Annotated in this window: 25 protein-coding genes; 13 read left to right on the top strand and 12 right to left on the bottom strand. The window is 64.4% G+C overall.

All coding sequences use genetic code 11. The features are described from left to right. Positions 1 to 151: 151 nt before the first annotated feature. The 3 genes from CSC73_RS16075 to CSC73_RS16065 all read right to left on the bottom strand — a co-directional run bounded on the left by CSC73_RS16075 (position 152) and on the right by CSC73_RS16065 (position 3,023). On the bottom strand, positions 152 to 1,111 hold the full coding sequence (locus CSC73_RS16075) for a DMT family transporter (RefSeq protein ID WP_163842344.1): 960 nt from the start codon (positions 1,109 to 1,111) through the stop codon (positions 152 to 154). Next, positions 1,108 to 1,884 (bottom strand): N-formylglutamate deformylase, encoded by a 777-nt coding sequence (gene hutG, locus CSC73_RS16070; RefSeq protein ID WP_163842341.1) that lies wholly within the window; start codon positions 1,882 to 1,884, stop codon positions 1,108 to 1,110. The genes CSC73_RS16075 and hutG overlap by 4 nt, the downstream gene beginning before the upstream one ends. A gap of 224 nt (positions 1,885 to 2,108) precedes the next feature. Then, complete coding sequence (locus CSC73_RS16065; RefSeq protein WP_211840907.1) at positions 2,109 to 3,023, bottom strand: MurR/RpiR family transcriptional regulator; 915 nt, start codon at positions 3,021 to 3,023, stop codon at positions 2,109 to 2,111. 105 nt (positions 3,024 to 3,128) lie between these two features. Here CSC73_RS16065 and CSC73_RS16060 point away from each other — a divergent pair, with 105 nt between their 5' ends. From CSC73_RS16060 to CSC73_RS16040, 5 genes are all read left to right on the top strand, one after another. After that, positions 3,129 to 3,929: an N-formylglutamate amidohydrolase gene (locus tag CSC73_RS16060; protein WP_211840906.1), complete on the top strand. Its 801-nt coding sequence runs from the start codon at positions 3,129 to 3,131 to the stop codon at positions 3,927 to 3,929. Positions 3,930 to 3,968: 39 nt separating this feature from the next. Next, positions 3,969 to 5,459 carry an amino acid permease gene (locus tag CSC73_RS16055; RefSeq protein WP_163842339.1) on the top strand — a complete coding sequence of 497 codons (1,491 nt, stop codon included), beginning with the start codon at positions 3,969 to 3,971 and terminating at the stop codon, positions 5,457 to 5,459. 66 nt (positions 5,460 to 5,525) lie between these two features. Further along, a complete protein-coding gene (locus CSC73_RS16050) occupies positions 5,526 to 6,893 on the top strand; it encodes a glutamine synthetase family protein (RefSeq protein WP_163842336.1) in 1,368 nt (455 codons plus the stop codon). A 207-nt stretch (positions 6,894 to 7,100) separates the two neighbouring features. Further along, on the top strand, positions 7,101 to 8,498 hold the full coding sequence (locus tag CSC73_RS16045) for an aldehyde dehydrogenase family protein (RefSeq protein ID WP_163842333.1): 1,398 nt from the start codon (positions 7,101 to 7,103) through the stop codon (positions 8,496 to 8,498). Positions 8,499 to 8,508: 10 nt separating this feature from the next. After that, positions 8,509 to 9,669, top strand: a complete 1,161-nt coding sequence (locus CSC73_RS16040; RefSeq protein ID WP_163842331.1) for an iron-containing alcohol dehydrogenase — start codon at positions 8,509 to 8,511, stop codon at positions 9,667 to 9,669. A gap of 152 nt (positions 9,670 to 9,821) precedes the next feature. Here CSC73_RS16040 and gorA read toward each other — a convergent pair whose 3' ends face one another. The 3 genes from gorA to CSC73_RS16030 all read right to left on the bottom strand — a co-directional run bounded on the left by gorA (position 9,822) and on the right by CSC73_RS16030 (position 13,170). Further along, positions 9,822 to 11,189, bottom strand: a complete 1,368-nt coding sequence (gene gorA / locus CSC73_RS16035) for a glutathione-disulfide reductase (RefSeq protein WP_246197547.1) — start codon at positions 11,187 to 11,189, stop codon at positions 9,822 to 9,824. After that, complete coding sequence (locus CSC73_RS18525; protein ID WP_246197546.1) at positions 11,186 to 12,436, bottom strand: NAD(P)/FAD-dependent oxidoreductase; 1,251 nt, start codon at positions 12,434 to 12,436, stop codon at positions 11,186 to 11,188. The genes gorA and CSC73_RS18525 overlap by 4 nt, the downstream gene beginning before the upstream one ends. A gap of 158 nt (positions 12,437 to 12,594) precedes the next feature. After that, positions 12,595 to 13,170 (bottom strand): FKBP-type peptidyl-prolyl cis-trans isomerase, encoded by a 576-nt coding sequence (locus tag CSC73_RS16030; RefSeq protein WP_425502337.1) that lies wholly within the window; start codon positions 13,168 to 13,170, stop codon positions 12,595 to 12,597. Here CSC73_RS16030 and CSC73_RS16025 point away from each other — a divergent pair. Continuing rightward, a complete protein-coding gene (locus CSC73_RS16025) occupies positions 13,170 to 13,751 on the top strand; it encodes a C40 family peptidase (protein ID WP_163842325.1) in 582 nt (193 codons plus the stop codon). The genes CSC73_RS16030 and CSC73_RS16025 overlap by 1 nt on opposite strands. A 216-nt stretch (positions 13,752 to 13,967) precedes the next feature. Continuing rightward, on the top strand, positions 13,968 to 14,690 hold the full coding sequence (locus CSC73_RS16020; RefSeq protein ID WP_163842322.1) for a C40 family peptidase: 723 nt from the start codon (positions 13,968 to 13,970) through the stop codon (positions 14,688 to 14,690). A gap of 51 nt (positions 14,691 to 14,741) precedes the next feature. Here CSC73_RS16020 and CSC73_RS16015 read toward each other — a convergent pair whose 3' ends face one another. Next, positions 14,742 to 15,242 (bottom strand): acyl-CoA thioesterase, encoded by a 501-nt coding sequence (locus CSC73_RS16015; RefSeq protein ID WP_163842319.1) that lies wholly within the window; start codon positions 15,240 to 15,242, stop codon positions 14,742 to 14,744. 107 nt (positions 15,243 to 15,349) lie between these two features. Here CSC73_RS16015 and CSC73_RS16010 point away from each other — a divergent pair, with 107 nt between their 5' ends. The 3 genes from CSC73_RS16010 (at position 15,350) to CSC73_RS16000 (ending at position 17,180) form a co-directional block, all read left to right on the top strand. Next, positions 15,350 to 15,772 (top strand): hypothetical protein, encoded by a 423-nt coding sequence (locus CSC73_RS16010; protein WP_163842315.1) that lies wholly within the window; start codon positions 15,350 to 15,352, stop codon positions 15,770 to 15,772. 55 nt (positions 15,773 to 15,827) lie between these two features. Next, a complete protein-coding gene (locus tag CSC73_RS16005; RefSeq protein WP_163842312.1) occupies positions 15,828 to 16,694 on the top strand; it encodes a bile acid:sodium symporter family protein in 867 nt (288 codons plus the stop codon). Positions 16,695 to 16,772: 78 nt separating this feature from the next. After that, on the top strand, positions 16,773 to 17,180 hold the full coding sequence (locus CSC73_RS16000) for a hypothetical protein (RefSeq protein WP_163842309.1): 408 nt from the start codon (positions 16,773 to 16,775) through the stop codon (positions 17,178 to 17,180). Between the two features lie 3 nt (positions 17,181 to 17,183). Here CSC73_RS16000 and CSC73_RS15995 read toward each other — a convergent pair whose 3' ends face one another. Together CSC73_RS15995 and CSC73_RS15990 are read right to left on the bottom strand one after the other, a co-directional pair. Next, the gene (locus CSC73_RS15995) at positions 17,184 to 17,606 is read right to left on the bottom strand and encodes a GNAT family N-acetyltransferase (RefSeq protein WP_163842305.1); all 423 of its coding nucleotides are present in this window, start codon (positions 17,604 to 17,606) and stop codon (positions 17,184 to 17,186) included. Next, positions 17,593 to 18,942 (bottom strand): dicarboxylate/amino acid:cation symporter, encoded by a 1,350-nt coding sequence (locus CSC73_RS15990; RefSeq protein WP_163842304.1) that lies wholly within the window; start codon positions 18,940 to 18,942, stop codon positions 17,593 to 17,595. The genes CSC73_RS15995 and CSC73_RS15990 overlap by 14 nt, the downstream gene beginning before the upstream one ends. A gap of 140 nt (positions 18,943 to 19,082) precedes the next feature. Here CSC73_RS15990 and CSC73_RS15985 point away from each other — a divergent pair, with 140 nt between their 5' ends. After that, entirely contained in the window at positions 19,083 to 20,774 is a 1,692-nt protein-coding gene (locus CSC73_RS15985; protein WP_163842454.1) for an alkaline phosphatase family protein, read from the top strand. A 137-nt stretch (positions 20,775 to 20,911) separates the two neighbouring features. Here CSC73_RS15985 and CSC73_RS15980 read toward each other — a convergent pair whose 3' ends face one another. Continuing rightward, positions 20,912 to 21,343 carry a CopD family protein gene (locus CSC73_RS15980; RefSeq protein WP_163842301.1) on the bottom strand — a complete coding sequence of 144 codons (432 nt, stop codon included), beginning with the start codon at positions 21,341 to 21,343 and terminating at the stop codon, positions 20,912 to 20,914. 131 nt (positions 21,344 to 21,474) lie between these two features. Between CSC73_RS15980 and CSC73_RS15975 the strand changes: the two genes are divergently transcribed. Together CSC73_RS15975 and CSC73_RS15970 are read left to right on the top strand one after the other, a co-directional pair. Then, on the top strand, positions 21,475 to 22,068 hold the full coding sequence (locus CSC73_RS15975) for a class I SAM-dependent DNA methyltransferase (RefSeq protein WP_163842299.1): 594 nt from the start codon (positions 21,475 to 21,477) through the stop codon (positions 22,066 to 22,068). Between the two features lie 169 nt (positions 22,069 to 22,237). Further along, the gene (locus tag CSC73_RS15970) at positions 22,238 to 23,482 is read left to right on the top strand and encodes a polyhydroxyalkanoate depolymerase (RefSeq protein ID WP_163842448.1); all 1,245 of its coding nucleotides are present in this window, start codon (positions 22,238 to 22,240) and stop codon (positions 23,480 to 23,482) included. A 159-nt stretch (positions 23,483 to 23,641) separates the two neighbouring features. Here CSC73_RS15970 and CSC73_RS15965 read toward each other — a convergent pair whose 3' ends face one another. Both CSC73_RS15965 and CSC73_RS15960 read right to left on the bottom strand, forming a co-directional pair. Further along, positions 23,642 to 24,565 (bottom strand): sensor domain-containing protein, encoded by a 924-nt coding sequence (locus CSC73_RS15965; protein ID WP_246197545.1) that lies wholly within the window; start codon positions 24,563 to 24,565, stop codon positions 23,642 to 23,644. Further along, positions 24,562 to 24,927 carry a PadR family transcriptional regulator gene (locus CSC73_RS15960; RefSeq protein WP_163842294.1) on the bottom strand — a complete coding sequence of 122 codons (366 nt, stop codon included), beginning with the start codon at positions 24,925 to 24,927 and terminating at the stop codon, positions 24,562 to 24,564. Before CSC73_RS15960 ends, CSC73_RS15965 begins: the two co-directional genes overlap by 4 nt. Between the last annotated feature and the right edge of the window lie 69 nt (positions 24,928 to 24,996).

The following is a 24,996-nucleotide window of genomic DNA, read 5'->3' as shown; positions in this document are numbered from 1 at the left end:
TTCGTGTCAGGAACCAGGTTCACTTCCGTCACATCAGGAGGTGCAGATCCACGCACTCTGCGTGCCCGCGGAAAGCAGATCAATATCAAAAAATTTCAACGGACCTCAGAAGAATCCGATTTCACTCGAGGTTTGAACGATCCCGGCTCGCTTATTTCGCCGGCCGCGTCACCGTAAACACGCCGGTCAACACCAGCACCGTGCCGACGATCTGCCACACACCCATCGGCTCACCGAGCAGAAACAGACTGAGCACGATGGTCGAAACCGGGCCGATCATGCCGAGTTGAGAGGCCAGCGCAGAACCGAGCCTTTGTACCGCCATCATCGTGGCCAGTACCGGCAATACCGTGCACAGCGTACCGTTGAGCAACGACAGCCCGTAAACCTCGTGCGGCAGTTCCAACAGCGAGTGCCAAGGCCGCACCAGCAGGAAATGCAGGATGCAGAATCCTGCGGCCACCGCACTGGCATAGGCGGTCAGGCGTACCGCGCCGACCCGCGCCACCACTTCGCCGCTGCCGACCAGATAAGCCGCATAACTGAGCGCACTGAGGAACACGAGCAGGCCGCCCAACGCAATGCCATTGCCGCCAAGCTCCAGATCATGTCCGAAAGCCAGCGCCACACCAATGTAGCTTACCGCCAGCGCCCACAGCTGGCGTCGCGCGGGTCTGCGCTTGAACAACAACGCGCTGATCAGGAGCACCAGTGTCGGAGTGAGATACAGGATCAACCGCTCAAGCGTGGCGGTGATGTACTGCAGACCCGCGAAATCCAGGAAGCTGGCCAGGTAGTAACCACTGAAACCCAGCCCGACCACTTTCCACCTGTCGCTTCCGCGCAAACGGAAACGTTGCGAGTCGCGCCTGGCCCACCACGCCATCATCGCGAAGAACGGAAGCGCCACCAGCATGCGCAGTGCCAGCAAGGTGATGGCGTCGGCGCCGTGGCGATAGCCGAGCTTGACGATGATGGCCTTGCCGGAAAACGCGACAGCGCCGAACAGGGCCAATGCGACGCCCGACCAGGGATGTCCCGGCCGTGAAGGCGGTTGCGGCGGAACGTCTACGGGCAGCGTTTCGTCCGGAACAGGCGCCGCCTCGCTCATGCCAGCATTTGGCCCAGCAACTCCCGCAACACCATCTGCGTGCGCGCCGCCTTGCCGGCATCCCATTCGAAACTGTCTTCGTCCATGTAGATGCGCTGGCTGATTTCCAACTGCACTGCCTGGATGTTCTGCGCCGGATCGCCGTACTGGCGGGTGATGTAGCCGCCCTTGAAACGACCATTGACTATGAAGTCGTGGCGATCCTGCGATTCCAGCACCGATTCCAGTCGCGACTGGAGCGATGCGGAGCAGCTCGTGCCCCCCGCGGTTCCCAGATTGAGGTCCGGCAGCCGGCCTTCGAACAGGAACGGCACCACGCCTTTGATGGAGTGCCCTTCCCACAGCCCGGCGCGGCCATGCTGCGCATGGATGCGTTGCAGTTCGCCCGCCAGCGCGCGGTGGTACGGGCGCCAGTAGCGCTCGACGCGTTCGGCCACCTCGGCTTCGTCGGGGTCCTGACCGTCGCGATAGACCGGTTCGCCGCTGAACTGCACATGCGGACACAGGCCGGTGGTGTTCTGCCCAGGATACAGGGACACATCGTCCGGTGGACGGTTGAGGTCGATCACGTAACGCGAATAGTGGGGAACGATCATCGAAGCGCCGAGCCCGCGCGCGAAATCGTAGAGTTTAGAGACGTGCCAGTCGGTGTCCGGCACGCGGCGCGCGCTGTCGGTCAGGCGTATCGAGATCTCGTCCGGAACAACCATACCGTCATGCGGCAGGCTAATCAGCAGCGGCGCTGTGCCGCGATGCAGCGTGTAGGTTTCCATGCGCTAAGTTTACCGGCGTTCGTCGTTTCGCGTGGCTCGGTTGAGTCGGCGGCGTCATGGACCCGGTGCGCATGCCCCATGACGAATTGGAACGCTTGATCCAACCCGAACTGCCTTGCCGACACCTGAGGTGAACGGCTACGTGGGAGCGCCGTCCCGGCGCGAGCTCTGATGCTGTGGCTCAAGGCTGAAAAGCTCGCGCCGGGACGGCACTCCCACGGGGATTAGCTTTTGCGCGCTCGCGCGGCTTTCTTCGGCAGCTCTTCGGCCGCTGGCAGAGCTCCAGGAAATCCGGACGCGGGACCGCGCACCGCTTCCAGCTCGCGCATGCGCTTCTGTCCGTACTCCCAATCTTGTTCGGTGGTTTCGGCCAGCAGCGCTTCGGCTATGGCCATCAAGGCCACGCTGGAATCCCACACCGAGGGAACCGCCACCCGTGCCGGCAGCACATGGGTAGCCAGGCGCGAGATCGGCGACAGCCATTGATCGGTGACCAGCACCACCTTGGCCTGGCGCTTGCTGGCGGCCTGGGCCAGGCGCAGCAGGCTGGACTGATAGCGACGGATGTCGAACACGAGCAGCACATCGCGCTTGCCCATGTCCAGCACCTGGTCGTACCAGTTGTCTTCCTGGTCCTCCAGATGGTTGATGCCCGGACGCAGGATGCGCAGCTGCACCGACAGGTAGCGCGCCAGCGCATCGGTGAAACGCCCGCCGATCAGATGCAGGCGATTGCGGCGGTCGGCGAGCAGGCGCACGACCTGGTCGAACTCGGTGGCCGGCAGGTGGCTGAAGGTTTCGTGCAGGTTGCCTTCCAGCACGGTCGCGAATTTCTGCAGCCGCGGCGCGGCCGCGCCACTGCCCCGGCGTGCGGCGGCGGGCGATTTGCTCAGGGGGGAACTCAGCTGGGCGGTGAGTTCTTCGCGCATGACCCGCTGGAAATCCGGGTACGAGGCGAATCCCATCCGCGCCACCATGCGCAGGACGCTGGGCGCGCTGACGCCGACTTCGCGGGCCAGATCGCTGGCGCTCTGCAGGCCGGCGATGGGGTAATCGGCCAGGATCCGCTGCGCCACCCGCCGCTCGCTGGCGGGAAAACCCGCCAAGCCGTCGCGCAATCTCTCCATGACCGTCCGCATGATCCCTCCCTCCGACTTGACAACTGCCCCCTATTGTTAGACTTTCTTCAGGAAAGGCAATCCTTTTCCGTTTTGTACTTTTCGTTACATGAAGGCGGACGACCCATGGCAATGGCGGCGGTCAGCGCATCGGACGTGACAGGCAGCGCGGTGGCGGTGAGCAATCGCGACGGCGGCGGCGCGTTCGTGCTGACCTGCGACCACGCCAGCGCGCACATCCCGCGCGCCTACGCCGGCCTGGGATTGCCGGCGGCGGACCTGCAGCGTCACATCGCTTGGGATATCGGCGCGCTGGGCTTGGCCGAACAGCTCTCCGGGCTGCTGGACGCGCCGCTGCTGCACCCTACCGTCTCGCGCCTGCTGCTGGATGTGAACCGGGATACCGACGCGCACGATTCGATCGTCGTCACCAGCGAAGACACCGTCATCCGCGGCAATCATGCGATCGACACGATCGAGCGCCAGCACCGGCGCGACTGGATCTACGCGCCCTATCACCGCGAAATAGAAACCGTCGTGGCCGCGCGTGTCGCCGCGCGCAAACCTACGGCGATGATTTCAATCCACTCTTTCACCCCCGTGTTCAAAGGCGTGCCGCGCCGCTGGCAGGTGGGCGTGCTGTCGCATCGCGACCGCCGCATGGCCGACCCGCTGCTGCGCGCCTTGCGCGCGGATGCCGGACTTGAAGTGGGCGACAACCAACCGTATGCGCCGCGCGACGGCGTGTACCACACGCTGGAACGCCATGCCGAAGCCAATGGCCTGCCCTGCGTGATGCTGGAAATCCGCAACGACCTGATCCGCGACACCCCGGGGCAACTGTCCTGGGCCGAACGGCTGGCGCCGCTGCTGCTGCGCGCCCTCGAGGATGTCCACGCCGCGGAGGGGGGCGGCGGACGTCGTTAACCACACTCCACCGTTGTAGCCACTGCAAGGGGATTGGAAATGTCCGAACCATCGAGTATCCAATACACCAAGGTAGACCAGAGTTATTTCGAGAAACGCGGATTGCGGCGCTATGCCGGCGTGTGGTCGTTGTGGGCGCTGGGCGTTGGCGCAGTGATCTCCGGCCATTTCTCCGGCTGGAATTTCGGCCTGGCCAACGGCTGGGGCAGCATGCTGGTGGCCGGCATCATCATCGCGGTGATGTATCTGGGCCTGACCTTCTCCATCGCCGAAATGAGCCCGGCATTGCCGCACACCGGCGCGGCCTATTCGTTCGCGCGTACCGCGATGGGCCCATGGGGAGGATTCCTCACCGGATTGTCCGAGAACGTGGAATACGTGCTGACCCCGGCGGTGATCGTGTTCTTCATCGGCAGCTACATGGGAGGAATCTTCGGCACGCCCGCCGAAGCGCAGCCTCTTTGGTGGATCGGGTTCTACATATTGTTCGTCGGCCTGAACGTCATCGGCGTGGAACTCTCCTTCCGCATCACCTTGGTCGTGACCTTGCTGGCGCTGGGCTGCCTGGTGGTGTTCTGGATCAGCGCGCTGCCGCATATCGATTTCGATCGCTGGGCGCTGAACATCGGTGCCGGCCCCGATGGCGCGCCGATAGAGTTGGCCGAGGGCGGCGGCTCGTGGTTTCCATTCGGCTGGGAAGGCGTACTGAAGGCACTGCCGTTCGCAGTGTGGCTGTTCCTTGCCATCGAACAACTGCCGCTGGCCGCGGAAGAATCGATGGATCCGAAACGCGACATGCCCAAGGGCATCATCCTTGGCATGTTCACGCTGATCGTTTCTGCGTTCATGATCATGTGGCTGAATCCTGCCGTGGCTGGCATCGGTTCTTTCAAGCTGGCGACGTCGGGCGAACCTTTGCTTGACGGTTTCCGCGCGATCTACGGCGAAGGCACAGCGAAACTGCTGGCTGCAGTGGCCGTGCTGGGATTGGTGGCCAGCTTCCACACCATCATCTTCGCCAAGGGCCGGCAGGTCTATTCCCTGGCCCGCGCCGGCTATTTCCCGCCGGGCCTTTCGCTTACCCACGGCACACGCAAGACGCCGCACGTGGCCATGGTCTTCGGCGCAGTGGTGGCGTTGGCGGTGATGTTCGCGTTGTGGTTCGGCCTGGGCGCGGAGGAAGGGGGCAAGAAGATCGGCGCCACGCTGCTGAACATGGCGGTATTCGGTGCGATGTTCAGCTACTTCATGCAGGCGCTGTCCTTCATCGTGCTGCGCAGGAAACTGCCGAACATCCACCGCCCGTACCGGAGCCCGTTCGGCGTATTCGGCGCGGCGATGACCATGATCATCGCCGTGGTCACGCTTTTCTACCAGATCAAGGACCCCGCCTACAGCACCGCGGTCATGTGGGTGGCGATCTGGTTCGTGGTCGGCATCCTGTACTTCGCCGTGCGCGGGCGCCATCGCCTGATCCTGTCGCCGGAAGAGGAATTCGCGTTGGAGCACAAGCCGGAAAACGGCGCCTGAGCAATCGATTACGGAGAGCGGCGGCGCGCAGGCGCCGCCGCCTGCTTCCCACTCACGGAAACCGAAATGACCGCACCCTTTAGCTTCTCCGAACTCAAACGTGCCGTCGCCGACGGCAGCATCGATACCGTGCTGGCCTGCATGGTCGACATGCAGGGCCGCCTGATCGGAAAGCGTTTCCAGGCCGAGTTCTTCATCGACAGTGCGCACGACGAGACCCACGGCTGCAATTACCTGCTGGCCGACGACATCGACATGGAACCGGTGCCCGGCTACGCCGCGGCAAGCTGGGACAAGGGGTACGGCGATTTCGCGCTCAAGCCCGACCTGGGAACCTTGCGCCGCATCCCGTGGCTGGAAGGCACGGCGCTGGTTCTATGCGACGTGCTGGATCATGAGCACCACGACCTGCCGCACAGTCCACGCGCCATCCTCAAGAAACAGATCGCGCGGCTGGCCGAGCGCGGCTACGTGGGCATGTTCGCTTCGGAGCTGGAGTTCTATCTGTTCGACGAAAGCTACGTGGACATCCACGCCCGCGACTACCGCAATCCGAAGACCGCCGGCTATTACATCGAGGATTACCACATCCTGCAGACCACCCGCGAGGAACCGGTGATGCGCGCGATGCGCAAGGGCATGCAGGCGGCGGGAATTCCGGTGGAGAACACCAAGGGCGAATGGGGTCCTGGCCAGGAAGAGATCAACGTGCGCTACGCCGAAGCGCTGGAAATGGCCGACCGCCACGCGATCATGAAGAACGGCTGCAAGGAGATCGCCATGCAGCACGGCAAAGCCATCACCTTCATGGCCAAGTGGCGTTACGACCTGGCCGGCTCCAGCAGCCATATCCACAACTCGCTGTGGAGCGTCAAGACCGGCAAGCCGCTATTCCTGGACCCCAAGGCCGAGTACGGCATGTCGGAGCTGATGCGGGCCTGGGTGGCGGGGCAAGTCAAATACGCGCGCGACATCACCTGGTTCCTGGCGCCGTACATCAATTCCTACAAACGATTCCAGGCGGGCACTTTCGCACCCACCAAGGCGGTGTGGAGCGTGGACAACCGTACCGCCGGTTTCCGCCTGTGCGGTGAAGGCGGCAAGGGCATCCGTATCGAATGCCGGATCGGAGGCGCCGACCTCAACCCCTATCTGGCCTATGCGGCTTTGATCGCGGCCGGGTTGGCCGGCATCGACGAGAAACTGAAATTGGGCAAACCATTCTCCGGCGATGCCTATGGCGGCGAGAAACTGCCGGAAGTATCCAAGACTCTGCGCGACGCCACCGATGCGTTACGTGGATCGAAGATGCTGCGCAAGGCGCTAGGCGATGAAGTGGTCGATCATTACGTGCATACGGCCGAATGGGAGCAATCGGAATGCGATCGCCGGGTGACCGATTGGGAATTGCGGCGGGGGTTTGAGAGGTACTGAAAGTTCAATGTCACCTCAAACCGTCGTCATCCAAGCGGCTTTCAACAGCAAAGCTGGTCAAGCTGGGATCCATCTTGATCTTCGCGGGAAAACTATTCCAAGAGGTAGAAACTGAAAAGCAAAAATCAAAATGGATCCCAGCTTTCGCTGGGATGACGACTGACGATAGGCCTGCATGACAACGATCCCCACCATTTCGAGAAACGAATGAGCAACGAAGTAAAACTGATCTCCCCCGTCGACGGACGCGTCTACGCCGAACGCCACTACGCCAGCGACGAGACTGTGGGCTCGGCGCTTGAAGCCGCGGCACAGGCCCAGCGCGCCTGGAAGAGAACCCCGCTGGAAGCACGCGCCCGCTATTGCACGGCCGCACTCGAAGCTTTGTTGGCCATGCGCGAGGAAATCGCGCCGGAAATCGCCTGGCAGATGGGCCGCCCGGTGCGTTACGGCGCCGGCGAACTGCGCGGTGTGGAAGAGCGCGCGCGCCACATGATCGCAATCGCAGCCGATGCGCTGGCCGACATCGATCCCGGCCAGAAAGCTGGCTTCCGCCGCTTCGTGCGCCGCGAGCCGCTGGGCACCGTGTTCGTGATCGCGCCGTGGAATTATCCCTACCTCACTGCGGTGAATTCCATCGTCCCGGCCTTGATGGCCGGCAACGCGGTGATCCTGAAGCACGCCACCCAGACCTTGCTGGTGGGCGAGCGCTTCGAGCGCGCGTTCCAGCAGGCCGGCCTGCCCGCAGGCTTGTTCCGCAACCTGCTGCTGGACCACGAACAATCCGCGCGCGTGATCGCCTCGGGCCGCGTGCAGCAGGTCAACTTCACCGGTTCGGTGGAAGGCGGACGCGCGATGGAGCGCGCTGCCAGCGGCCACTTTCTCGGGCTGGGCCTGGAGCTGGGCGGCAAGGATCCGGCCTATGTGCGCCACGATGCGGACCTGGACTTTACGGTGGAGAACCTGGTCGACGGCAGCTTCTTCAACTCCGGACAGAGTTGCTGCGGCATCGAACGCATCTATGTCGATCGCGGCATATATCCGGAATTCGTGGAGCGTTTCACCGAACTGACCCGCGCCTACGTGCTTGGCAATCCGCTGGACGAAGCGACTACGCTCGGTCCGCTGGTCAAGGCCGCCAGCGCCGACTTCGTGCGCGGACAGATCGCCGATGCCATCGCCGGCGGTGCGCGTGCGCTGATCGACGCCTCCACTTTCGGCGCCGACGCCATCGGAACGCCCTACCTCGCACCGCAGGTGCTGATAGACGTCGATCACTCGATGTCGGTGATGCGCGAAGAAAGCTTCGGCCCCGTGGTCGGCATCATGCCGGTGGACGGCGACGCGCAAGCGTTGCAGCTGATGAACGACAGTCCCTACGGCCTGACCGCTTCGGTGTGGACGCGCGACCTGGAGGCCGCCGAACGCATCGGCGACGACATCGCCACCGGCACCGTGTACATGAACCGTTGCGACTACCTGGACCCGTCGCTGGCCTGGACCGGCGTCAAACACACAGGGCGCGGCGCCACTTTGTCGCGCGTGGGTTATGAAACCCTTACCCGCCCCAAATCCTTCCATCTGCGCCACGCGATAACGAACTGAGAAGCCACCCATGACTGTCCGCGCCAACTGGAACTACCCCACCTCGATCCGCTTCGGTGCGGGACGAATCGGCGAACTGGCCGAAGCCTGCCTGGCCAACGGCATCCGCAAACCCTTGCTGGTGACCGATGCCGGCCTGGCCAACGCGCCGATCACCACCGACGCGTTGGCGTCGTTGCGCGCCGCCGGACTGGATGCCGAATTGTTCGCCGATCTTAAGCCCAACCCTGTGGAAGCCAATCTCAACGCCGGCCTTTTGGCATATCGCGATGGCGGCCACGACGGCGTGGTGGCCTTCGGCGGCGGCAGCGGCCTGGACACCGGCAAGCTGATCGCTTTCATGAGCGGGCAGTCGCGCCCGGTCTGGGACTATGAGGACATCGGCGATTGGTGGACCCGCGCAGACCCCGATGGCATCGCCCCCATCATCGCCGTGCCCACCACCGCCGGCACCGGTTCGGAGGTCGGCCGCGCGGGCGTGCTGACCGACGAAAAGACCCATACCAAGAAAATTATTTTCCACCCGAAGATGATGCCGCGCGTGGTGATCTGCGACCCGGCGCTGACCGTGGGCATGCCCGCCAGGATCACCGCCGGCACCGGCATGGATGCGCTGTCGCATTGCCTGGAAGCCTATTGCGCGCCCGGCTATCACCCAATGGCCGACGGCATCGCGGTCGAAGGCATGCGCCTGGTCAAGCAGGCGCTGCCGCGCGTCTATGCGCAAGCCGGCGACATCGAAGCGCGCGGCGACATGATGGCCGCCGCGGCGATGGGAGCCACCGCATTCCAGAAGGGACTCGGCGGCATGCATGCGCTGTCGCATCCGGTCGGCGCACTGTACGACACCCATCACGGCATGACCAATGCGGTGTTCATGCCCTACGTGCTGGCCTTCAACCGCAGCGCGGTCGAGGAACGCATCGAACGTCTGGCCGCCTACCTGCGGCTTCCGCGCCAGGATTTCACCGGCTTCTTGGATTTCGTGCTCGAACTGCGCGCCTCGTTGGGGGTGCCGCATACGCTGGAGGAGTTCGGCGTGAATGGCGACCGTGCCGGGGAAATCGCGACGATGGCCGAAGCGGATCCTTCGGCGGGGGGAAATCCGGTGAAGTTCGATGCGGCGGCGGCGGGCAAGGTGTTCGATGCGGCGATGGCTGGGCGCGTGTAGGGGGCTGCATCCTCAGCATTGTCATCCCGAACGCAGTGAGGGATCTGCTTCAAGTTTCGACTCGCGCCATACAGCAGATCCCTCACTGCGTTCGGGATGACAGTCGAATTCGAATGACAGTCAAGTTGCGATGACGCCACAATCAGGCCGTCTCACCGCATCAACACCACTTCCTCAGCCGAAGTCGGATGGATCGCCATGGTGTCGTCCAGATCGCGCTTGACGATGCCTTTCTTCAAGGCCACCGCGAACCCCTGCAGCATCTCGTCCGCGCCTTCGCCCAACAGGTGAATGCCGATCACCCGTTCCTCTTCGCCCACGCATACCAGCTTGAACAGGCTGCGCTGCGGCGAATCGGCCAGCGCATGCAGCATCGGGCGGAAGCGGGCGCTGTAGGTCTTCACCCTCGCATCGCCGTGGCGTTCGCGCGCTTCGGCTTCGGTCAGGCCGACCATGCCCAGCGGAGGATGCGCGAAGACCACGGTGGCGATGTCGTCGTAATCCAGCCTCGCTTCGGGTTTGCCTCCGAACAGACGGTCCATCAGACGGCGAGCTGCGGCGATGGCGACCGGCGTAAGCGCGAGCCGGCTGGAAACATCGCCTACCGCATGCACATTGGCGACGCTGGTGTCCTGGAATTCGTCGACCACTACGAAACCTTCGCCATCGACGGTCACGCCGATATTCTCCAACCGGAGCTGCCGGCTGTTGGGCGTACGGCCGGTGGCGAAGATCACGCTGTCGAAAGGCTCGCTTGCCTGTCCGTTGCGGGCATGCAGCACCCGCTGTTCGCCCATCTGTTGCAACGAGGCCAATGGATGCGCGAAATGGCAATGGACGCCGTGTTGCCTGAGGTTCTCCGCCAGTTCGTCGGTCAGCTCGTGGTCGAAGGAATCGAGCAGGCGCGGCCCGCGCACGAACAATTCCACCTTGCTGCCCAACGCCTGCAGCACACCGCCCAGTTCGACCGCGATATAACCGCCGCCCACTATCGCTACGCGCGCGGGCGCCTCGCAAAGATTGAAGAAGTCGTCGGAGACCAGGCCCAGTTCCGCGCCAGGCATATCCGGTCGCTGCGGTTTGCCGCCGGTGGCGATCAGCGCATGCGCGGCGGTGATGCGCAATCCCTGGTGGGTTTCCACCGTGTGAGCGTCGATGAAATGTCCGTAGCACGGCAGATGCACGATGCCCGCGGCGTCCAATCGCTTGCGGTAGCTGTCGTGGATGCCGGCGATGTAACGCTGGCGATGGACGATGAATTCGCGCCAGTCCAGCTTGGGCGGCGGCAGGCCGAAACCCAGCCGCGAAGCCATATCGATGCGCTGCGCCAGTTCGGCCGCCAGCCACATCGCCTTCTTCGGTACGCACCCCACATTGACGCAGGTTCCGCCGAACTCGCCAGGTTCCAGCAGCGCCACGCGCGCACCATGCGACGCCGCGCGGAAGGCGCCGGCCAGGCCGCCGGAGCCGCCGCCGATCACCACCAGGTCGTAGTCGTAAGCCGCTTTGTCGGCGCTCACAGGAAACGCTCCAGGCGATAAGGCGCCGGATCGATCGCAGTGCTGCGTCCGGCGATCAGGTCGGCCATCAATTGTCCGCTGGCGGCGCTCATGCTGACGCCGAGCATGCCGTGCCCGGCGGCCAGCCACAGGTGGCGATGGCGCGGCGCCCGCCCGAGTATCGGCAGATCGTCCCAGGTCATCGGCCGCCAGCCGTACCAGCGCTCCTGCACGGTGGCGCCTACGGGTTCGTGCAGATATTCGGCGGCGCCGCGTTCCAGTGCATTCAAGCGGGTGGCGTTCAAACTCTCGTCGTAACCGGAAAACTCCATGGTGCTGCCCAGGCGGAAACCGCTGTCCCATACCGTCACGCATACCTGGCGGTCCTTCAGCACCATGGCGCGCCGGGGTACCAGGGAGGGACGCGAATAGGTGATCGAATAGCCCTTGCCGGGCTGGATCGGCAGTTTGATTCCCAATGTGCGCGCCAACGCCGGCGACCAGGCGCCGAGCGCGATGACCGCCTCGCCGCCGCTGCGCGTGCCCAGGCTCGTTTCCACGGTTACGCCATTGGCCGAATCCTGCAGCGATTGGACCCGGCAGTTTTCCTCGATTACGCCGCCGCGTTCCCGCACCGCCCTCGCCAGCTCGGCCACGTAGCGGTCCGGGCGCAGGCGCGCGTCGTCGGGGAACCGCACCGCGCCGGCCACGCCGGGTTTCAACGCGGGTTCCTGGCGCAGATAGTCGGCACCGTCGAATATCTCGCTGACGATTCCGAACTCGCGCAGCGCTTCGCATTCTTCCGCGTAGTGGTCGAACCGGGCGCGTTCCCGGAACACGTAATCGAGTCCCTCCTCCGCGAATTCGCACTGCAGCCCGTAACGTGCGACCCACTCGCTCAAACGGGTGCGCGAGTCGTTGAGGATCGCCGAGCGCGATTTGGTGCTCTGCCGCCAGTCCCTGGGGTTGCAGCGGGCGGCGAAATGCGCGAGCCAGCGCCACAGGGCCGGATCGAGCCGCGGTTTCAGATAAAGCGGCGCATCGGGGGTCGACATCCAGCGCAGCCCCTGCGCGACCATGCCGGGAGCGGCCAGCGGTGGCGCATGGCTCGGCGTGATGGTGCCGCAGTTGCCGTGCGAGGCGCCGCTGCCGGCAGCGGCCGCTTCGAGCACGCGCACGCCCCGGCCGGCTTCGATCAACGCCAGCGCCGTGGCCAGGCCGATCACGCCGCCGCCGATGATCAGTACGTCATCTTGTTGTGCATTCATCGCCCTAGTCTATGGCAGCAACGGATCTGGATGCGCAGCGCGCCTCATGCTGGACAGAACGTCGGGAGCGGAAGTCTTGCCGCCGAATGCCGGATACGAAGACGGCCCGCCTGGGCGAGCCGTCCGTACCGATCCGTGGCCGGGATCAGCAGCCGGGATCAGTGATGGTGGCCGCCGTCGCCGTGCACGTGGCCGTGTTCCAGTTCTTCTGCGGTGGCTTCGCGCACTTCCACGATTTCCACGTCGAAATGCAGATCCTTGCCGGCCATCGGGTGGTTCAAGTCGACGTCGACCACGCTCATGCCGACCTTTTGGATGGTCACCGCGCGCGGGCCGAAGTTGGTCTGCAGCACTACCTGCATGCCGGGCTCGAGCTTCTGCGCGCCGAAATGCTTCTTGGGCACGCGCTGGCTCAGGCCGTCGCGCTTTTCGCCGTAGGCATCGGCCGCGGCCACGTCGACGCCGAAGCTGGCGCCGGCTTCGCGGTCCAGCATGGCCGTTTCCAGGCCCGGGATGATGTTGCCGTGGCCGTACAGGATGGCCAGCGGTTCGCGGTCTTTGGAACTTTCCAGCGATTCCTGGCCCACCTCGGACACGGTGTAGTGGAAACGGACCACGCTGTCTTTTGCGATTTTCATGTTCGACTCTGGCTGGGCTGCACCGCGCTTGGCTGGGCGATCGCAGACGGGGGCGGCTTGTGGGCCGCAGGGGATTGCGGTCAATATTGCCCGCAATGAAGGCCGCGCATTATCCCGGCTTGCCGGGTCCCACGCCAGTTGCCGCCCGTAGCGCGGCAGGTCGCGGCGTCGCTTTCCGTGGTGCGGCCTTGCTTGTGCTTGCCCTGCTGCTGGCCGCGTGCGGCAAGGAGCAGGTGCGCCCCACCGCGCCCACCGGCGCAAGCCAGCGGCACTGGCCGCAGGTCAGGCCCACCGATCCCGAGGCCGCCAATGCGGTATTGATGCGGGCCATCGGCCTGGTGGGCACGCCTTATACCTATGGGGGCAATACCCCCGAATCGGGTTTCGATTGCAGCGGCCTGGTCGCCTACGTCTATCGCGACATGCTGGACCTGCGCCTGCCGCGTACCTCGCGCGAGCTTGCCGGCATTCAGGGGCCGCGGATCGCCCCGGAAAAGCTGGCCGCCGCCGATCTGGTGTTCTTCGGCAGCAAAGGCAACGTGAGCCATGTGGGCATTTACGTCGGCGAAGGGCGCTTCGTGCATGCCCCCAGCACCGGCGGGACAGTGCGGCTGGACCGGTTGGACGGCCCTTACTGGCGCGATCATTATTCCGGCGCCAAACGCGTACTGAACTGAAAATGTGACATAAGTCGCGTTACATTCACGGTTTTATAACGAAATTTGAACCACGTGAAGGACTGATGACGGCATGATCGTTGCCTAATTCGCTACACAGAATTCCGCGTGACGACCGACGACCTGCCAAAAGGCCTGCCCGCCGCCCGCCGTCCCCTCCGGGGCGTGACCTTTACCCTCTTCTGTTCTGCCGCTCTTTGTTCTGCCGCTCTTTGCATGGCGGCTTTTTCGGCCCAGGCCCAGACCGCGCCTGCGGCCGCCCCGCTGGAAAATGCCCCCGCCAACGCCCTGGTCGCACCCAGTGCCGATGCCGTTGTGGCCGACGCCCCGGCCAAGACGTTGCCGGCCGTTGCCGAAAAGACCGCCTCCAGCGTCGTCCGCGACAAGGCCACGCAAGCCGCCACCGCCACCCTGACCGCCCTGCTGCCGCGGTTGGCCGCCAGCGACACCATGCCGATGCTGGACCGTTCGGCGATGTTCGCCAGCGACCTGAGCCGCCTGCTGGCCAACTACGACCTGAGCCGGACCGGCGTACTGGCGCCGCAGGACGACGGCGGCAAGGTGCAGACGGTACTCAAGCGCGCGCTGACCCTGCTGGGCACGCCGTACCGCTGGGGCGGCACTTCGCCCGACAGCGGTTTCGACTGCAGTGGTCTGGTCGGCTACGTCTTCCGCACCGCGCTGGGCATCGATCTGCCGCGCGTATCGCGCGACATGGCCAGCAAGACCGACGCCGAACTGATCAAGAACCGCGACGAACTGAAGCAGGGCGACCTGGTGTTCTTCGGCCGCAGGGGCCGGGTCAACCATGTGGGCATCTACGTCGGCGAAGGCCGCTTCCTGCACTCGCCCAGCACCGGCAAGGACGTGCGCGTGGACAGCCTGCTCACCGGCTACTGGAGCGCCAAGTTCATGCAGGCGCGACGCGTTGCGATGTAACGCGTATATCCAGCTTCAACACGATCCGAAGGCCGCCTAATCCGCGGCCTTCTACGTTGAGGGCTGCTGGTAGTGGGCGATGGTCTGCTCGATGCCCTTGCTCAGTTCCATCACCTTGATCGCGTACTCGGACATGCGGCGGTCGTCGTCGGTTTCGGGCTTCCAGGAAGGCACCGGCATGGGCTTGCCTTCCACGCCATCCAGCGCCACGAACACGATGATGCAGTGGGTGCACAAACGGTTTTCCGCCTGGCTGGCGTCCAGCCCCGGATCGCGTGCGCGCACGTCGATAGCGAAATGCATGCTGCTGGTACCGGTGTAGACCAGCGTGGCGGTGACGGTGACCAGGTCGCTGATGCGGATGGGCGCCACGAAACGGATGCCGCCTACGGCCACGGTCACGCTGTAGTGGCCGCTCCAGCCCACCGCCGCCGCATAGCCCGCCTGGTCGATCCACTTCATCACCACGCCGCCGTGCACCTTGCCGCCGTAGTTCACGTCCGTGGGCTCGGCCAGGAAACGGAAAGTCAGCTCGCGTTGTTCGCCGCTCATGCGTCGATCTCCTTTCAATCTTGGTGCCAGCCCGCAGCTTATCCGGTTGCAGGCCGCAAGGCTTGGCGTCATCCTGCGCGGCACGGGGTTCGGATGGGGATCGACCTATGTGGCGTACCTTGCTTGGCGTCGTTGTCGGCGTACTGGCGATGTGGCTGGTGGTGGCGGGCATCGAGTTCGCCAGCCACGCGATCTACCCGCCCCCGCCCGGGTTGGACCCCATGCGAACGGCCGACCTGGAGAAAATACTGGCCGCCTCGCCCTTGGCCGCGTTGGCCATGGTGGTGGCGGCCTGGGTCTTGGGCGCTTTCGCCGGCGGCTGGGTCGCCGCGCGTATAGCGAAGCATCGGCGGGTTGCCGCGGTCCTGGTCGCGCTGGGCGTCATGGCAGGCGTGGCGGGAATGATTGCGATGATGCCCAACCATCCGCGCTGGATGAGTGTCCTGGGCATTCTGCTGCCGATACCGGCCGCGCTTATCGCCGCGCGCCTGGCGAAGCCGCGCGACACGCACCCACCAACGGCGACTTGAGCATGCGTCCGCGATGCCGGCGGTGAAAGCTTCCATTGCGCCAAGGAGATAGACGGTGCAGGCTTCCTTGCTGACCAACCTGCTGTTGCCGCTGGCCCTGGGCGTGATCATGCTGGGCCTGGGCATGGGGCTGACGCTGGACGATTTCCGCCGCGTCGCGCGCTATCCGCGGGCGGTGCTGACGGGCCTGATCCTGCAGGTGCTGATACTGCCGGCCGTGGCGTTCGCACTGGCGCTGGCTTTCGGCCTGCCGCCGGAACTGGCGGTGGGACTGATGCTGCTGGCGGCATCGCCTGGCGGCGCCACCGCGAACATCTACAGCCACCTGGCGCGCGGCGATGTGGCGCTCAACATCACTCTGACCGCGATCAACAGCCTGCTCTGCCTGCTGACCCTGCCGCTGATCCTCAATCTTTCGCTGGAATATTTCCTGGGCGCCGGCCAGTACGTGCCGCCGCCGGTACGCAAGGTGATCGAGGTGGCGGTGATCATCGTGCTGCCGGTCGTCATCGGCATGGTGGTGCGCGCGTACGCGCCGCGATTCGCCGCGCGCGTGGAAAAACCCCTGCGGCTGCTGTCGGTGCTGGTGCTGGTTTTGCTGGTGACGGCCGCAATAGCGCAGGAACGCGACACCCTGGTCGGTTTCTTCGCAGTGGTGGGGCTGGCCTGTTTGTCCTTCAACCTGATCAGCATGGGCGTGGGCTACGCCGCGCCCATCGCGCTGAAGTTGCCGCGCCGTCAGGCCATCGCCATCGCCATGGAAATCGGGATCCACAACGGCACCCTGGCCATCTTCATAGCGCTCAACGTACTGGGCAACGCCAGAATCTCGGTACCGGCCGCCGTCTACAGCCTGTTGATGTTCGCGACCGCGGCGGTGTTCGCTTTCGCGCTCAATCGGCAAGTGCGGGAACCGGCTTGAGGGCCCGTCTGGAGGTGCGGGTTGCGACTTCGTTTTAGTCGCGCCATGCTTGTAGTTCGAACATAGGAGAACAATGCGATGGTACGCACAGTTTTGGGGACTTTTTCCGGCGCGCTGGTCGCCAGCCTGGCGCTGATCGGCTGCTGGTACGGCATCGCGCAGATCTACCCGCTGCCGACACACGCCGATTTCGCCACCACCGAATCGTTATCGGCTTACGCCGCGGCGACTCCCTCCTCCGCGCTGGCCTGCATCCTGGGTGCCTGGGCGCTGGCGGGACTGCTGGGTGGCTGGACTGCGGCAAGGATCGCGCGCGCGCATCGCGGCGGCGCGGCGCTGGTGATCGGGGGTTTGCTGACGGCCACGGTGATCGTCTACGCCACGCTCATTCCCAACGCCGAATGGATGACGGTGGTCGGCGTGCTGCTGCCGATTCCGTTCGCGGTCCTGGCCGCGCTGATGGCGATGCCGCGCAACGAAATCTGAAAGTCATCTTCTGACGATGTAGTCCATCCCCACCGAAACCGGACCGGCCTCGACGAATCCGTATTGGGCATACAGATGCCGCGCGTCGCCATCGGCGAACAAAGAGACATTGGACGAATCGGGCGCATGCGCGCGCAGCCAGGCATCGAGCGCGCCCATGATGCGTTTGCCGAGCCCGCGCCGCTGGTATTCGGGTTGCACCGCTATGTCGACCACGACGAAGAAGCAGCCGCCATCGCCGATGATCCGGCCCATGCCGATGGTGTCGTCGCCCCGCTTCAGGCTGACCCCATACAGCGTGTTCGCCAATCCCAGTGCGGCCGCTTCCGCCGATTTCGGCGACAACCCGGACACGCTGCGCAGGCGACGGTAGTCGTCCACGCCAGGGAAACGTTCCACCAGGACGATCTCTTCAAGCTCGCTCACGTAGTTTCTCCGGCGCCTTCAGATCCCCGTCTTCGAGGCCGATGTTGGTAGGCGCCGCATCGTAGATCTTGCGGTCCAGCACCCCGGTCTCCTTCGCCACCAGCACCGGCACCAGCATCTGTCCGGTGACGTTGGTCATGGTGCGCATCATGTCCAGCACCCGGTCGATCGCGTACAGATAACCGATGGTCTCCAGCGGCAGGCCTGCGGCGCTCAGCACCACCGTGGCCATCACCACCGCCGTGCCGGGCACGCCGGCGGTACCGAAGCTGCCCAGCACCGAGGCGATCATCACGATGAAGTACTGGTCCGCGCTCAACGGATGTCCGGTGTATTGGGAAATGAACACCGCGCACAAAGCCGGATAGATCGCACCGCAACCGTCCATCTTGATGCTGGCGCCCAACGGCACCGCGAAAGAGGCGTAGTCCTTGTCGACACCCAGGTTGTGGGTGACGCTGCGGATGGAGGCCGGCATCGCCGCGAAACTCGATGAGCTGACGAACGCGACCTGCATGCCGGCCGTCGCGCCGCGGAAGAACTTGAGCGGGTTCAGCCCATGGGCCAGCAGCAAGCCGCTGTAGACGAAGACGATATGCAGGGCGCAGGCGAGGTACAGCGCGCCGACGAAGCTCAGTAGCGGCAGCAGCTTTTCGAAACCATAGGCGCCCACCAGCGCCGCAATCAGGCCGAAGGTACCGATGGGGGTGACCTCGAGCACGAAGCGGGTGACCTGGATCATCACCTCGCTCGCTTCGCCGGCCAGCTTGCGCGCGCCGGCCACGCGGTCGCCCAGCTTCACCAGGGCGAAGCCCAGCAGCATGGCGAAGAAGATCACCGGCAGGATCGAGCCCTTGCCGGCGGCCAGCACGGTTTCGCCCGCTGCGTTCTTCACCGTGCCGATGCCGGTCAGCGCCTGGAACGGATTGGAAGGCACCACGTTCAGCAGCACCTGGACCGGGCTGGGAATGTCCTTGGGCACGTAGTCGGGATCGACTTGCAGCGTACCCACGCCCACGCCCGGCTGCACCACGATGCCCACCGCAAGGCCCACGCCCACCGCCAGCACGGCGGTGATCACGAACCACAGGAAGGTGCGTCCGCCCAGCGCGGCGACCGATTTCTGGCCGTGCAGGCTGGACACCGCATTGATCACCGCGAAGAACACCAGCGGTATCGCGATCATCTTGATCAGGGTGACGTACAGATCGCCCAACGGACCGAACCAGGTTTCCGCCGAAGGCCCGAACGCCCAACCCGCCAGCGCGCCCAGCACGAAACCGGCGACCACGCGTTGCCAGAACGGGATCCTGAACCAGGCAGCCACTAGCTTCATTTCATCGACCTGCAATAAACCTGCGCGAACGATAGCCCAGCCGGTCCTGCGGCGCGACGGCAGCATTGGAATTGCGCAATGTCATCGGCAGGACACTGTCCCGCAGGCATAATCGCGCATTGCCTTGCATGGACCCCATGATGCGTCGATTGGCCCCCGCTCTGACCTGCCTTTCCCTGACCCTGCTTACCGCCTGCGCAACGACAACCTCCAACCGCAGCCAGCCAGCCGCATCCACCGTCATCGAAGTTCCCGCCATCGCGCACCCTGCCGGAGAAACTCCCGCCTGGTGGTACCGCAACGGCGCTGCGCGCGCGGCGGGCAACGGCGCGATGAAAGGACGCGCGAAGAACGTGATCCTGTTCCTGGGCGACGGCATGAGCCTGACCACCGTGGCCGCCGCCCGCATCCTGGAAGGCCAGCGCAAAGGCGGCCCGGGCGAAGAGAACCAGCTGTCGTGGGAAACCTTCCCCAACACCGCGCTGAGCAAAACCTACAATACCGATTCGCAGACGCCGGACTCGGCCGGCACCATGACCGCCATCACCACCGGCGTGAAGACGCACATGGGCGCTATCGGCGTCACCGCCGGCAGGCGCGACGACTGCGCCGACAGCCTGCGTAAAGCCGCGCTCACCTGGCTTGAACTCGCCGACAGCGCCGGCATGGCCACCGGCATCGTCACCACTACCCGTCTCACCCATGCCACGCCTGCCGCAACCTATGCCCATGTCCCGGAACGCAACTGGGAAAACGACGCCGACGTGCCGGCCGAGGCCAAAGCGAAGGGTTGCAGGGACATAGCGCAGCAGCTTGTGAGTCCGCACTTCGGAAAGGGTCCCACGGTGGCGCTGGGCGGAGGCCGCGGCGAATACACCACGGTCGAACAACGCGACCCCGAATACGACGACAAGGTCGGCCAGCGCCTGGACGGACGCGATCTGGTCGGAGAATGGCGCCATGCCCATCCGCAGGGCGCCTATGTCTGGAACAAGCGCGAACTCGAAGCGGCCGGCGACGCGCCGGCGCTGCTTGGGCTGTTCGAACCCGACCACATGCAGTTCGACCACGACCGCAACAAGGGTCCCGACGGCGAACCCTCGCTGGCGGAAATGACCAGCGCGGCGATACGCACGCTGTCGCGCAATCCGGACGGTTATGTACTGATGGTGGAAGGCGGGCGCATAGACCACGCCAACCATTACGGGAATGCGTTCCGTGCGCTGGACGAAACCATCGCGCTTTCCGATGCGGTGAGGGCCGCGGCCGAAGCCACTTCGCCGGAGGACACCTTGATCCTGGTGACCGCGGACCATTCGCATACGCTCAACTTCGTGGGCTACCCGGTCCGCGGCAATCCCATGCTGGGCAAGGTCCGCGGAGTGGGCGGAGAAGACGGCAACCGCGACGATTATGCGCGCGACCTAAACGGCCTGCCGTACACCACGCTCAACTACGCCAACGGCCCGGGTTATGTCGGCGCCAGCAATGCGCAGGAAGCCGGTCCGAAGAAGTTCCTGCACGAACCCAGCAGCTACGAGGCCTCCGATGGCCGTCCCGACCTGACCAGGGTGAACACAGAGGACCCGGACTACCTGCAGGAAGCGACGACCCCCCTGAAAGCAGAAACCCATGGCGGCGAAGATGTCGGCATCTGGGCACGCGGCCCTGGCAGCGATGCGGTGCGCGGCACGGTGGAGCAGAACACGATCTACCATTTCATCGTGCAGGCCACGCCGAAATTGCGCGAGCGCCTGTGCGCGGCGAAGACCTGCGATGCCAACAGCGTACCGGTGGAATTGCCGAAGCCCAGCGACTTCGAGAAGAAATAACGCCGCTCGGTGTGCCGTAGGAGCGACGTGAGTCGCGAAGGGCCTCGCCGCGAGATCCAACGTGCTGGAATGAGCTGCACCACGATGGGTCGCGTTTTTCAGTCGCGACTCACGTCGCTCCTACGGCACCTATGACTTCAGAACGGCTTGGCCAGCACCAGATAAACCACCGCTATCAGCAACAGCAACGGCAATTCGTTGAACCACCGCAGCGCTTTGGAAGAAGGCAATGCGCGGCCTTTCTCGACGCCTTTCAACCAGCGGCCCGCAACGATGAAATGCGCCAGCATCAGCGCCACCAGGGCGAGCTTGGCGTGCAGCCAGCCACCGCTGATATGGAAGTAGAGCCACAACGCCAAGCCCAGAATCAGCGCCAATCCGAACATGTTGTGACCGAAGCGGTACAGCTTCTTGCCCATCAGCAACAAGCGCGTCTGCACCTCGGGCTGGCCGGCGGTTTCGGTCAGATTGACCAGGATCCGCGGCAGATAGAACACGGTCGCCATCCAGGCGATCACGAAGACCAGATGTGCGGTCTTGACCCAGAAGTAGAGGCTGGCTTTGTCCACGCTGGCGAACTCGATTGATTGGATGGGCGAACAGGATACTCTGACATCCCTTGCCTCACCTCCAGCGCATCGCTCTCCAGGTCGTCATCCATTTTCCTGGCTTCCTGAACTTCAAAGCGGATTCTTTTCCAATGACCAAACAATACGACCAGGCCTACTTCCAGCATTGGTACCGCCGCAGCGACATCGGCGGCCCGCAACGCCTGGCGCGCAAAGTCGCGCTGGCGGTGGCTTGCGCCGAGTACTACCTGGAACGCCCCGTCCGCACCGTGCTGGACATCGGTTGCGGCGAAGGCGCCTGGCGCGCGCCGCTGCTGAAGTTGCGGCCGAAATTGCGTTATCTTGGTTTCGACAGCAGCGAATTCGCGGTTTCCAAATACGGCCCGCGCCGCAACCTGCATTACGCGCATTTCGGCGATTTCGCCCAGTTGCGTCCTTGCCCGCCGGTAGACCTGCTGATCTGCGCGGACGTGTTGCACTACCTGCCTTCGCGCGAGCTGCAGCGCGGACTGCCCGGGCTGGCGGAACTTTGCGGCGGGGTTGCGTTTCTGGAGGCCTTCACCCGCGAGGACGAATTCGAGGGCGACCATGTGGGCTTCCAAGCCCGTCCCGCGGGCTGGTACCGCAAACAGTTCGGCGTCCACGGGCTGCAGTCCGTCGGATCGCATTGCTGGCTGTCTCCCGCCCTTGCGGGTGAAGCCGCGGCACTGGAAAGGGGCATTTAGCCCCGTTGAGAAGCAAGGACAGGCTGAACAGGGATTCATCGGACATCCCGCTAAGATCGCCCCTCCCAGCCTCCCCTGCCTGCTGTACGGGCGAGGCAGGAGTAGAGCCGCTGTTTTGCGGTATGCTGCGACGCAGCAACCCGCTACCCGCCGGACTCCGCACCCGATGATGCTCTACCAATGGCACGAACTGAGCCGCAACCTGATGGCTCCCTGGATCCATCAGGCCGAGGCCAACGTCAAGCTCTTCTCCGATCCCAACAGCTGGCTCTCCACCCTGCCCGGCGCCGACCGTGTCGCCGCCGGCAACGAGCTGGTGCATCGCCTGGGCAAGGACTACGAAAAGCCGCCGTGGGACATCCACCAAGTAACGGTCAACGGCGCCAAGGTGCCGGTGGTGGAACAGGAAATCATCGCCACCCCGTTCTGCCGCCTGCTCCGCTTCAAGCGCTACACCGATGAAGTGGAAAGCATCGCGGCCATGAAGAAGGAACCGGCCGTACTGGTGGTCGCACCCTTGTCCGGCCATCACGCCACCTTGCTGCGCGACACCGTGCGCACGCTGCTGCAGGACCACAAGGTCTACGTGACCGAATGGATCGACGCGCGTCTGGTGCCGACCGAGGAAGGCGAATTCGGCCTGGACGATTACGTGGCCACCATAGAGGATTTCATCCGCCACATCGGCGCAGAAAACCTGCACGTCATCAGCGTTTGCCAGCCCACCGTGCCGGTGCTGGCGGCGGTATCGCTGATGGCCGCGCGCGGCGAAGCCACGCCGCGCTCGCTGGTGATGATGGGCGGGCCCATCGATGCGCGCCACAGCCCGACCCAGGTCAACGATCTGGCCACCAAGAATCCGCTGTCCTGGTTCCGCAACAACGTCATCCATACCGTGCCTCCGGCTTATCCCGGCCGCGGGCGCCCGGTATATCCGGGCTTTCTGCAGCACGCCGGCTTCATCGCCATGAACCCCAGCCGGCATTTCATGTCGCACTGGGATTTCTACACCGATCTGGTCAAGGGCGACCTGGACGATGCCGATGCGCACCGCAAGTTCTACGACGAATACAACGCGGTGCTGGACATGCCGGCCGAGTACTACCTGGATACGATCCGCACCGTGTTCCAGGAATTCCTGCTGCCGCGCGGCAAGTGGAAGGTCAAGGGCGAGCTGGTGAATCCGGCGGCGATCAAGAGGACCGCGCTGCTGAGCATCGAAGGCGAGCTGGACGATATTTCCGGCCTGGGCCAGACCGCTGCGGCGCACGACCTGTGCACCGGCATTCCGAAAGCCAAGCACCAGCACATAACGGTGAAAGGCGCCGGCCACTACGGCATCTTCAGCGGCCGCCGCTGGCGCGAAGTGGTTTATCCGGACGTGCGGGACTTCATCGCCAAGTACGCAGGCTAGATACCTTCTCCTCTCGGGAGAAGGTGCCCATAGGGCGGACGCCGCGTAGCAAGCACCCTTGGGGTGTGGGGGTACGGCGGAGTCCATGATGTTTGTACAGCACCGATTCCGCCGTACCCTCACCCCAACCCCTCTCCCGAGGGGAGAGGGGCTTCAACATCACACCACCGGATTGCGCACCAGCAGATGCTTGGCCAGCAGCCCGTGCAGCTTGCCGATGCCGCGCGCCAGGTGCAGCGTGGCGAACAGCAGCAGCACGCCGGCCAGGCAGATCAGCGGCAACAGCCAAGGCGCATCGGGTATCACGCTGTAACTGTCGATAGTGAAGGCATAGTTTTCAACTGCGAACAAATACGCTATCGGCGCGGCGATGAAGGCCAGCGACACGGTCAGCAAGGTCACCGCCACCGTGAAGTAGGCCGTGCCCAGCGGCATCATCAGCAGGAAGTACAGCATCGCCGTCCAGGTGCGGCCGTCGGTGAACATCTCCTTGATGCGTTCCAGCCAGCCCTTGCCGCGCTGCGTGTACAGAGGCCTGCGCGGCATGCGTTCGCCAAGCAGCACTTCCACGATGCGTCCTTCCACCAGCGACAGCACCCTGATCAGACCCAGGAACAGCACCAGCAGCGGGATGCCGATGATCAGGATCAGCAAGCCGACCGACAGGCTCGCGCCGGTGGTGACCACGGTGAAATAGACGATGCCGGTGGCCAGCGAAAGCAGCATGTAGAACAGCGCGCCGTAGGTGCGCGGGTCGGCGATGACGCCGAAGAACTTGCCGATGGCCGACTTGCGTTTCTGCGGGGCCGGCTGGCGCAATGCGCGATTGACCGTCACCTCGGTGTCGCGATAGATGTCGGCGACTTCCTCCGGCGCGCCGTAACTGCCGGCGACCGAAGCGATGACCTCGGCTTCGCTCTTGCCGCTTTGTTCGGCGAGTTCGGAACGCAGATATTCTTCCGCGTCGTAGAGCGCATCCTGGACCATGGCCGGATCCGCTCCGCGCAACGCGGCGCGCAACTGCTCCAGGTATTCGGGAATCGTGGTGGGCAGACGGCTTTCGGGAGGCATGGTGGCGTTCATTCGAGTATCCCCAACAGGACGGAATCTACGGAGTCGCGGGTGGCGCGCCAGGCGCCAATCCATTCGCGCAGGGTGAGCCGCCCTGCTTCGGTGATGCGGTAATAACGGCGCGGCGGACCGGACATGGAAGGCTCGACGAAGCTGTCGAGCAATCCTGCGCCCTCCAGGTTGCGCAGGACCGGATACAGCGCGCTCTGCTTGCCGCTGAGCACGCCTTCCCCCACGCGCTCCAGCTGCTTGGCGATCAGATAGCCGTACATCGGCTCCTCCGCTTTCGACAGCACCGCCAGCAGGGCCAGCGAAACAGTGCCGGCGCTGAGCTCCTTCTGGAACTTCTTCAGGTGGACTTCGGGATCGTTCATGGTCTCCCCTTTCGGCAAGGCCGCTAGGTTGGAGGGAATACTAGTGTTGAGTTAGGTATAGCGAATGTG

This window comes from Pseudoxanthomonas sacheonensis (assembly GCF_010093305.1).
GTDB classification, from domain to species: Bacteria; Pseudomonadota; Gammaproteobacteria; order Xanthomonadales; family Xanthomonadaceae; genus Pseudoxanthomonas_A; species Pseudoxanthomonas_A sacheonensis.
Note: the sequence above shows the minus strand (reverse complement) of the source record. Positions and strands in the feature narration are given on the sequence as shown.

Coding starts and splice junctions, on each gene's coding strand:
- CSC73_RS16075 (WP_163842344.1), bottom strand. CDS start 1,111: ATGAGCGAGGCGGCGCCTGTTCCGGACGAAACGCTGCCCGTAGACGTT.
- hutG (WP_163842341.1), bottom strand. CDS start 1,884: ATGGAAACCTACACGCTGCATCGCGGCACAGCGCCGCTGCTGATTAGC.
- CSC73_RS16065 (WP_211840907.1), bottom strand. CDS start 3,023: ATGCGGACGGTCATGGAGAGATTGCGCGACGGCTTGGCGGGTTTTCCC.
- CSC73_RS16060 (WP_211840906.1), top strand. CDS start 3,129: ATGGCAATGGCGGCGGTCAGCGCATCGGACGTGACAGGCAGCGCGGTG.
- CSC73_RS16055 (WP_163842339.1), top strand. CDS start 3,969: ATGTCCGAACCATCGAGTATCCAATACACCAAGGTAGACCAGAGTTAT.
- CSC73_RS16050 (WP_163842336.1), top strand. CDS start 5,526: ATGACCGCACCCTTTAGCTTCTCCGAACTCAAACGTGCCGTCGCCGAC.
- CSC73_RS16045 (WP_163842333.1), top strand. CDS start 7,101: ATGAGCAACGAAGTAAAACTGATCTCCCCCGTCGACGGACGCGTCTAC.
- CSC73_RS16040 (WP_163842331.1), top strand. CDS start 8,509: ATGACTGTCCGCGCCAACTGGAACTACCCCACCTCGATCCGCTTCGGT.
- CSC73_RS18525 (WP_246197546.1), bottom strand. CDS start 12,436: ATGAATGCACAACAAGATGACGTACTGATCATCGGCGGCGGCGTGATC.
- CSC73_RS16025 (WP_163842325.1), top strand. CDS start 13,170: ATGAAGGCCGCGCATTATCCCGGCTTGCCGGGTCCCACGCCAGTTGCC.
- CSC73_RS16020 (WP_163842322.1), top strand. CDS start 13,968: ATGGCGGCTTTTTCGGCCCAGGCCCAGACCGCGCCTGCGGCCGCCCCG.
- CSC73_RS16015 (WP_163842319.1), bottom strand. CDS start 15,242: ATGAGCGGCGAACAACGCGAGCTGACTTTCCGTTTCCTGGCCGAGCCC.
- CSC73_RS16010 (WP_163842315.1), top strand. CDS start 15,350: ATGTGGCGTACCTTGCTTGGCGTCGTTGTCGGCGTACTGGCGATGTGG.
- CSC73_RS16000 (WP_163842309.1), top strand. CDS start 16,773: ATGGTACGCACAGTTTTGGGGACTTTTTCCGGCGCGCTGGTCGCCAGC.
- CSC73_RS15990 (WP_163842304.1), bottom strand. CDS start 18,942: ATGAAGCTAGTGGCTGCCTGGTTCAGGATCCCGTTCTGGCAACGCGTG.
- CSC73_RS15985 (WP_163842454.1), top strand. CDS start 19,083: ATGCGTCGATTGGCCCCCGCTCTGACCTGCCTTTCCCTGACCCTGCTT.
- CSC73_RS15975 (WP_163842299.1), top strand. CDS start 21,475: ATGACCAAACAATACGACCAGGCCTACTTCCAGCATTGGTACCGCCGC.
- CSC73_RS15970 (WP_163842448.1), top strand. CDS start 22,238: ATGCTCTACCAATGGCACGAACTGAGCCGCAACCTGATGGCTCCCTGG.
- CSC73_RS15965 (WP_246197545.1), bottom strand. CDS start 24,565: ATGAACGCCACCATGCCTCCCGAAAGCCGTCTGCCCACCACGATTCCC.
- CSC73_RS15960 (WP_163842294.1), bottom strand. CDS start 24,927: ATGAACGATCCCGAAGTCCACCTGAAGAAGTTCCAGAAGGAGCTCAGC.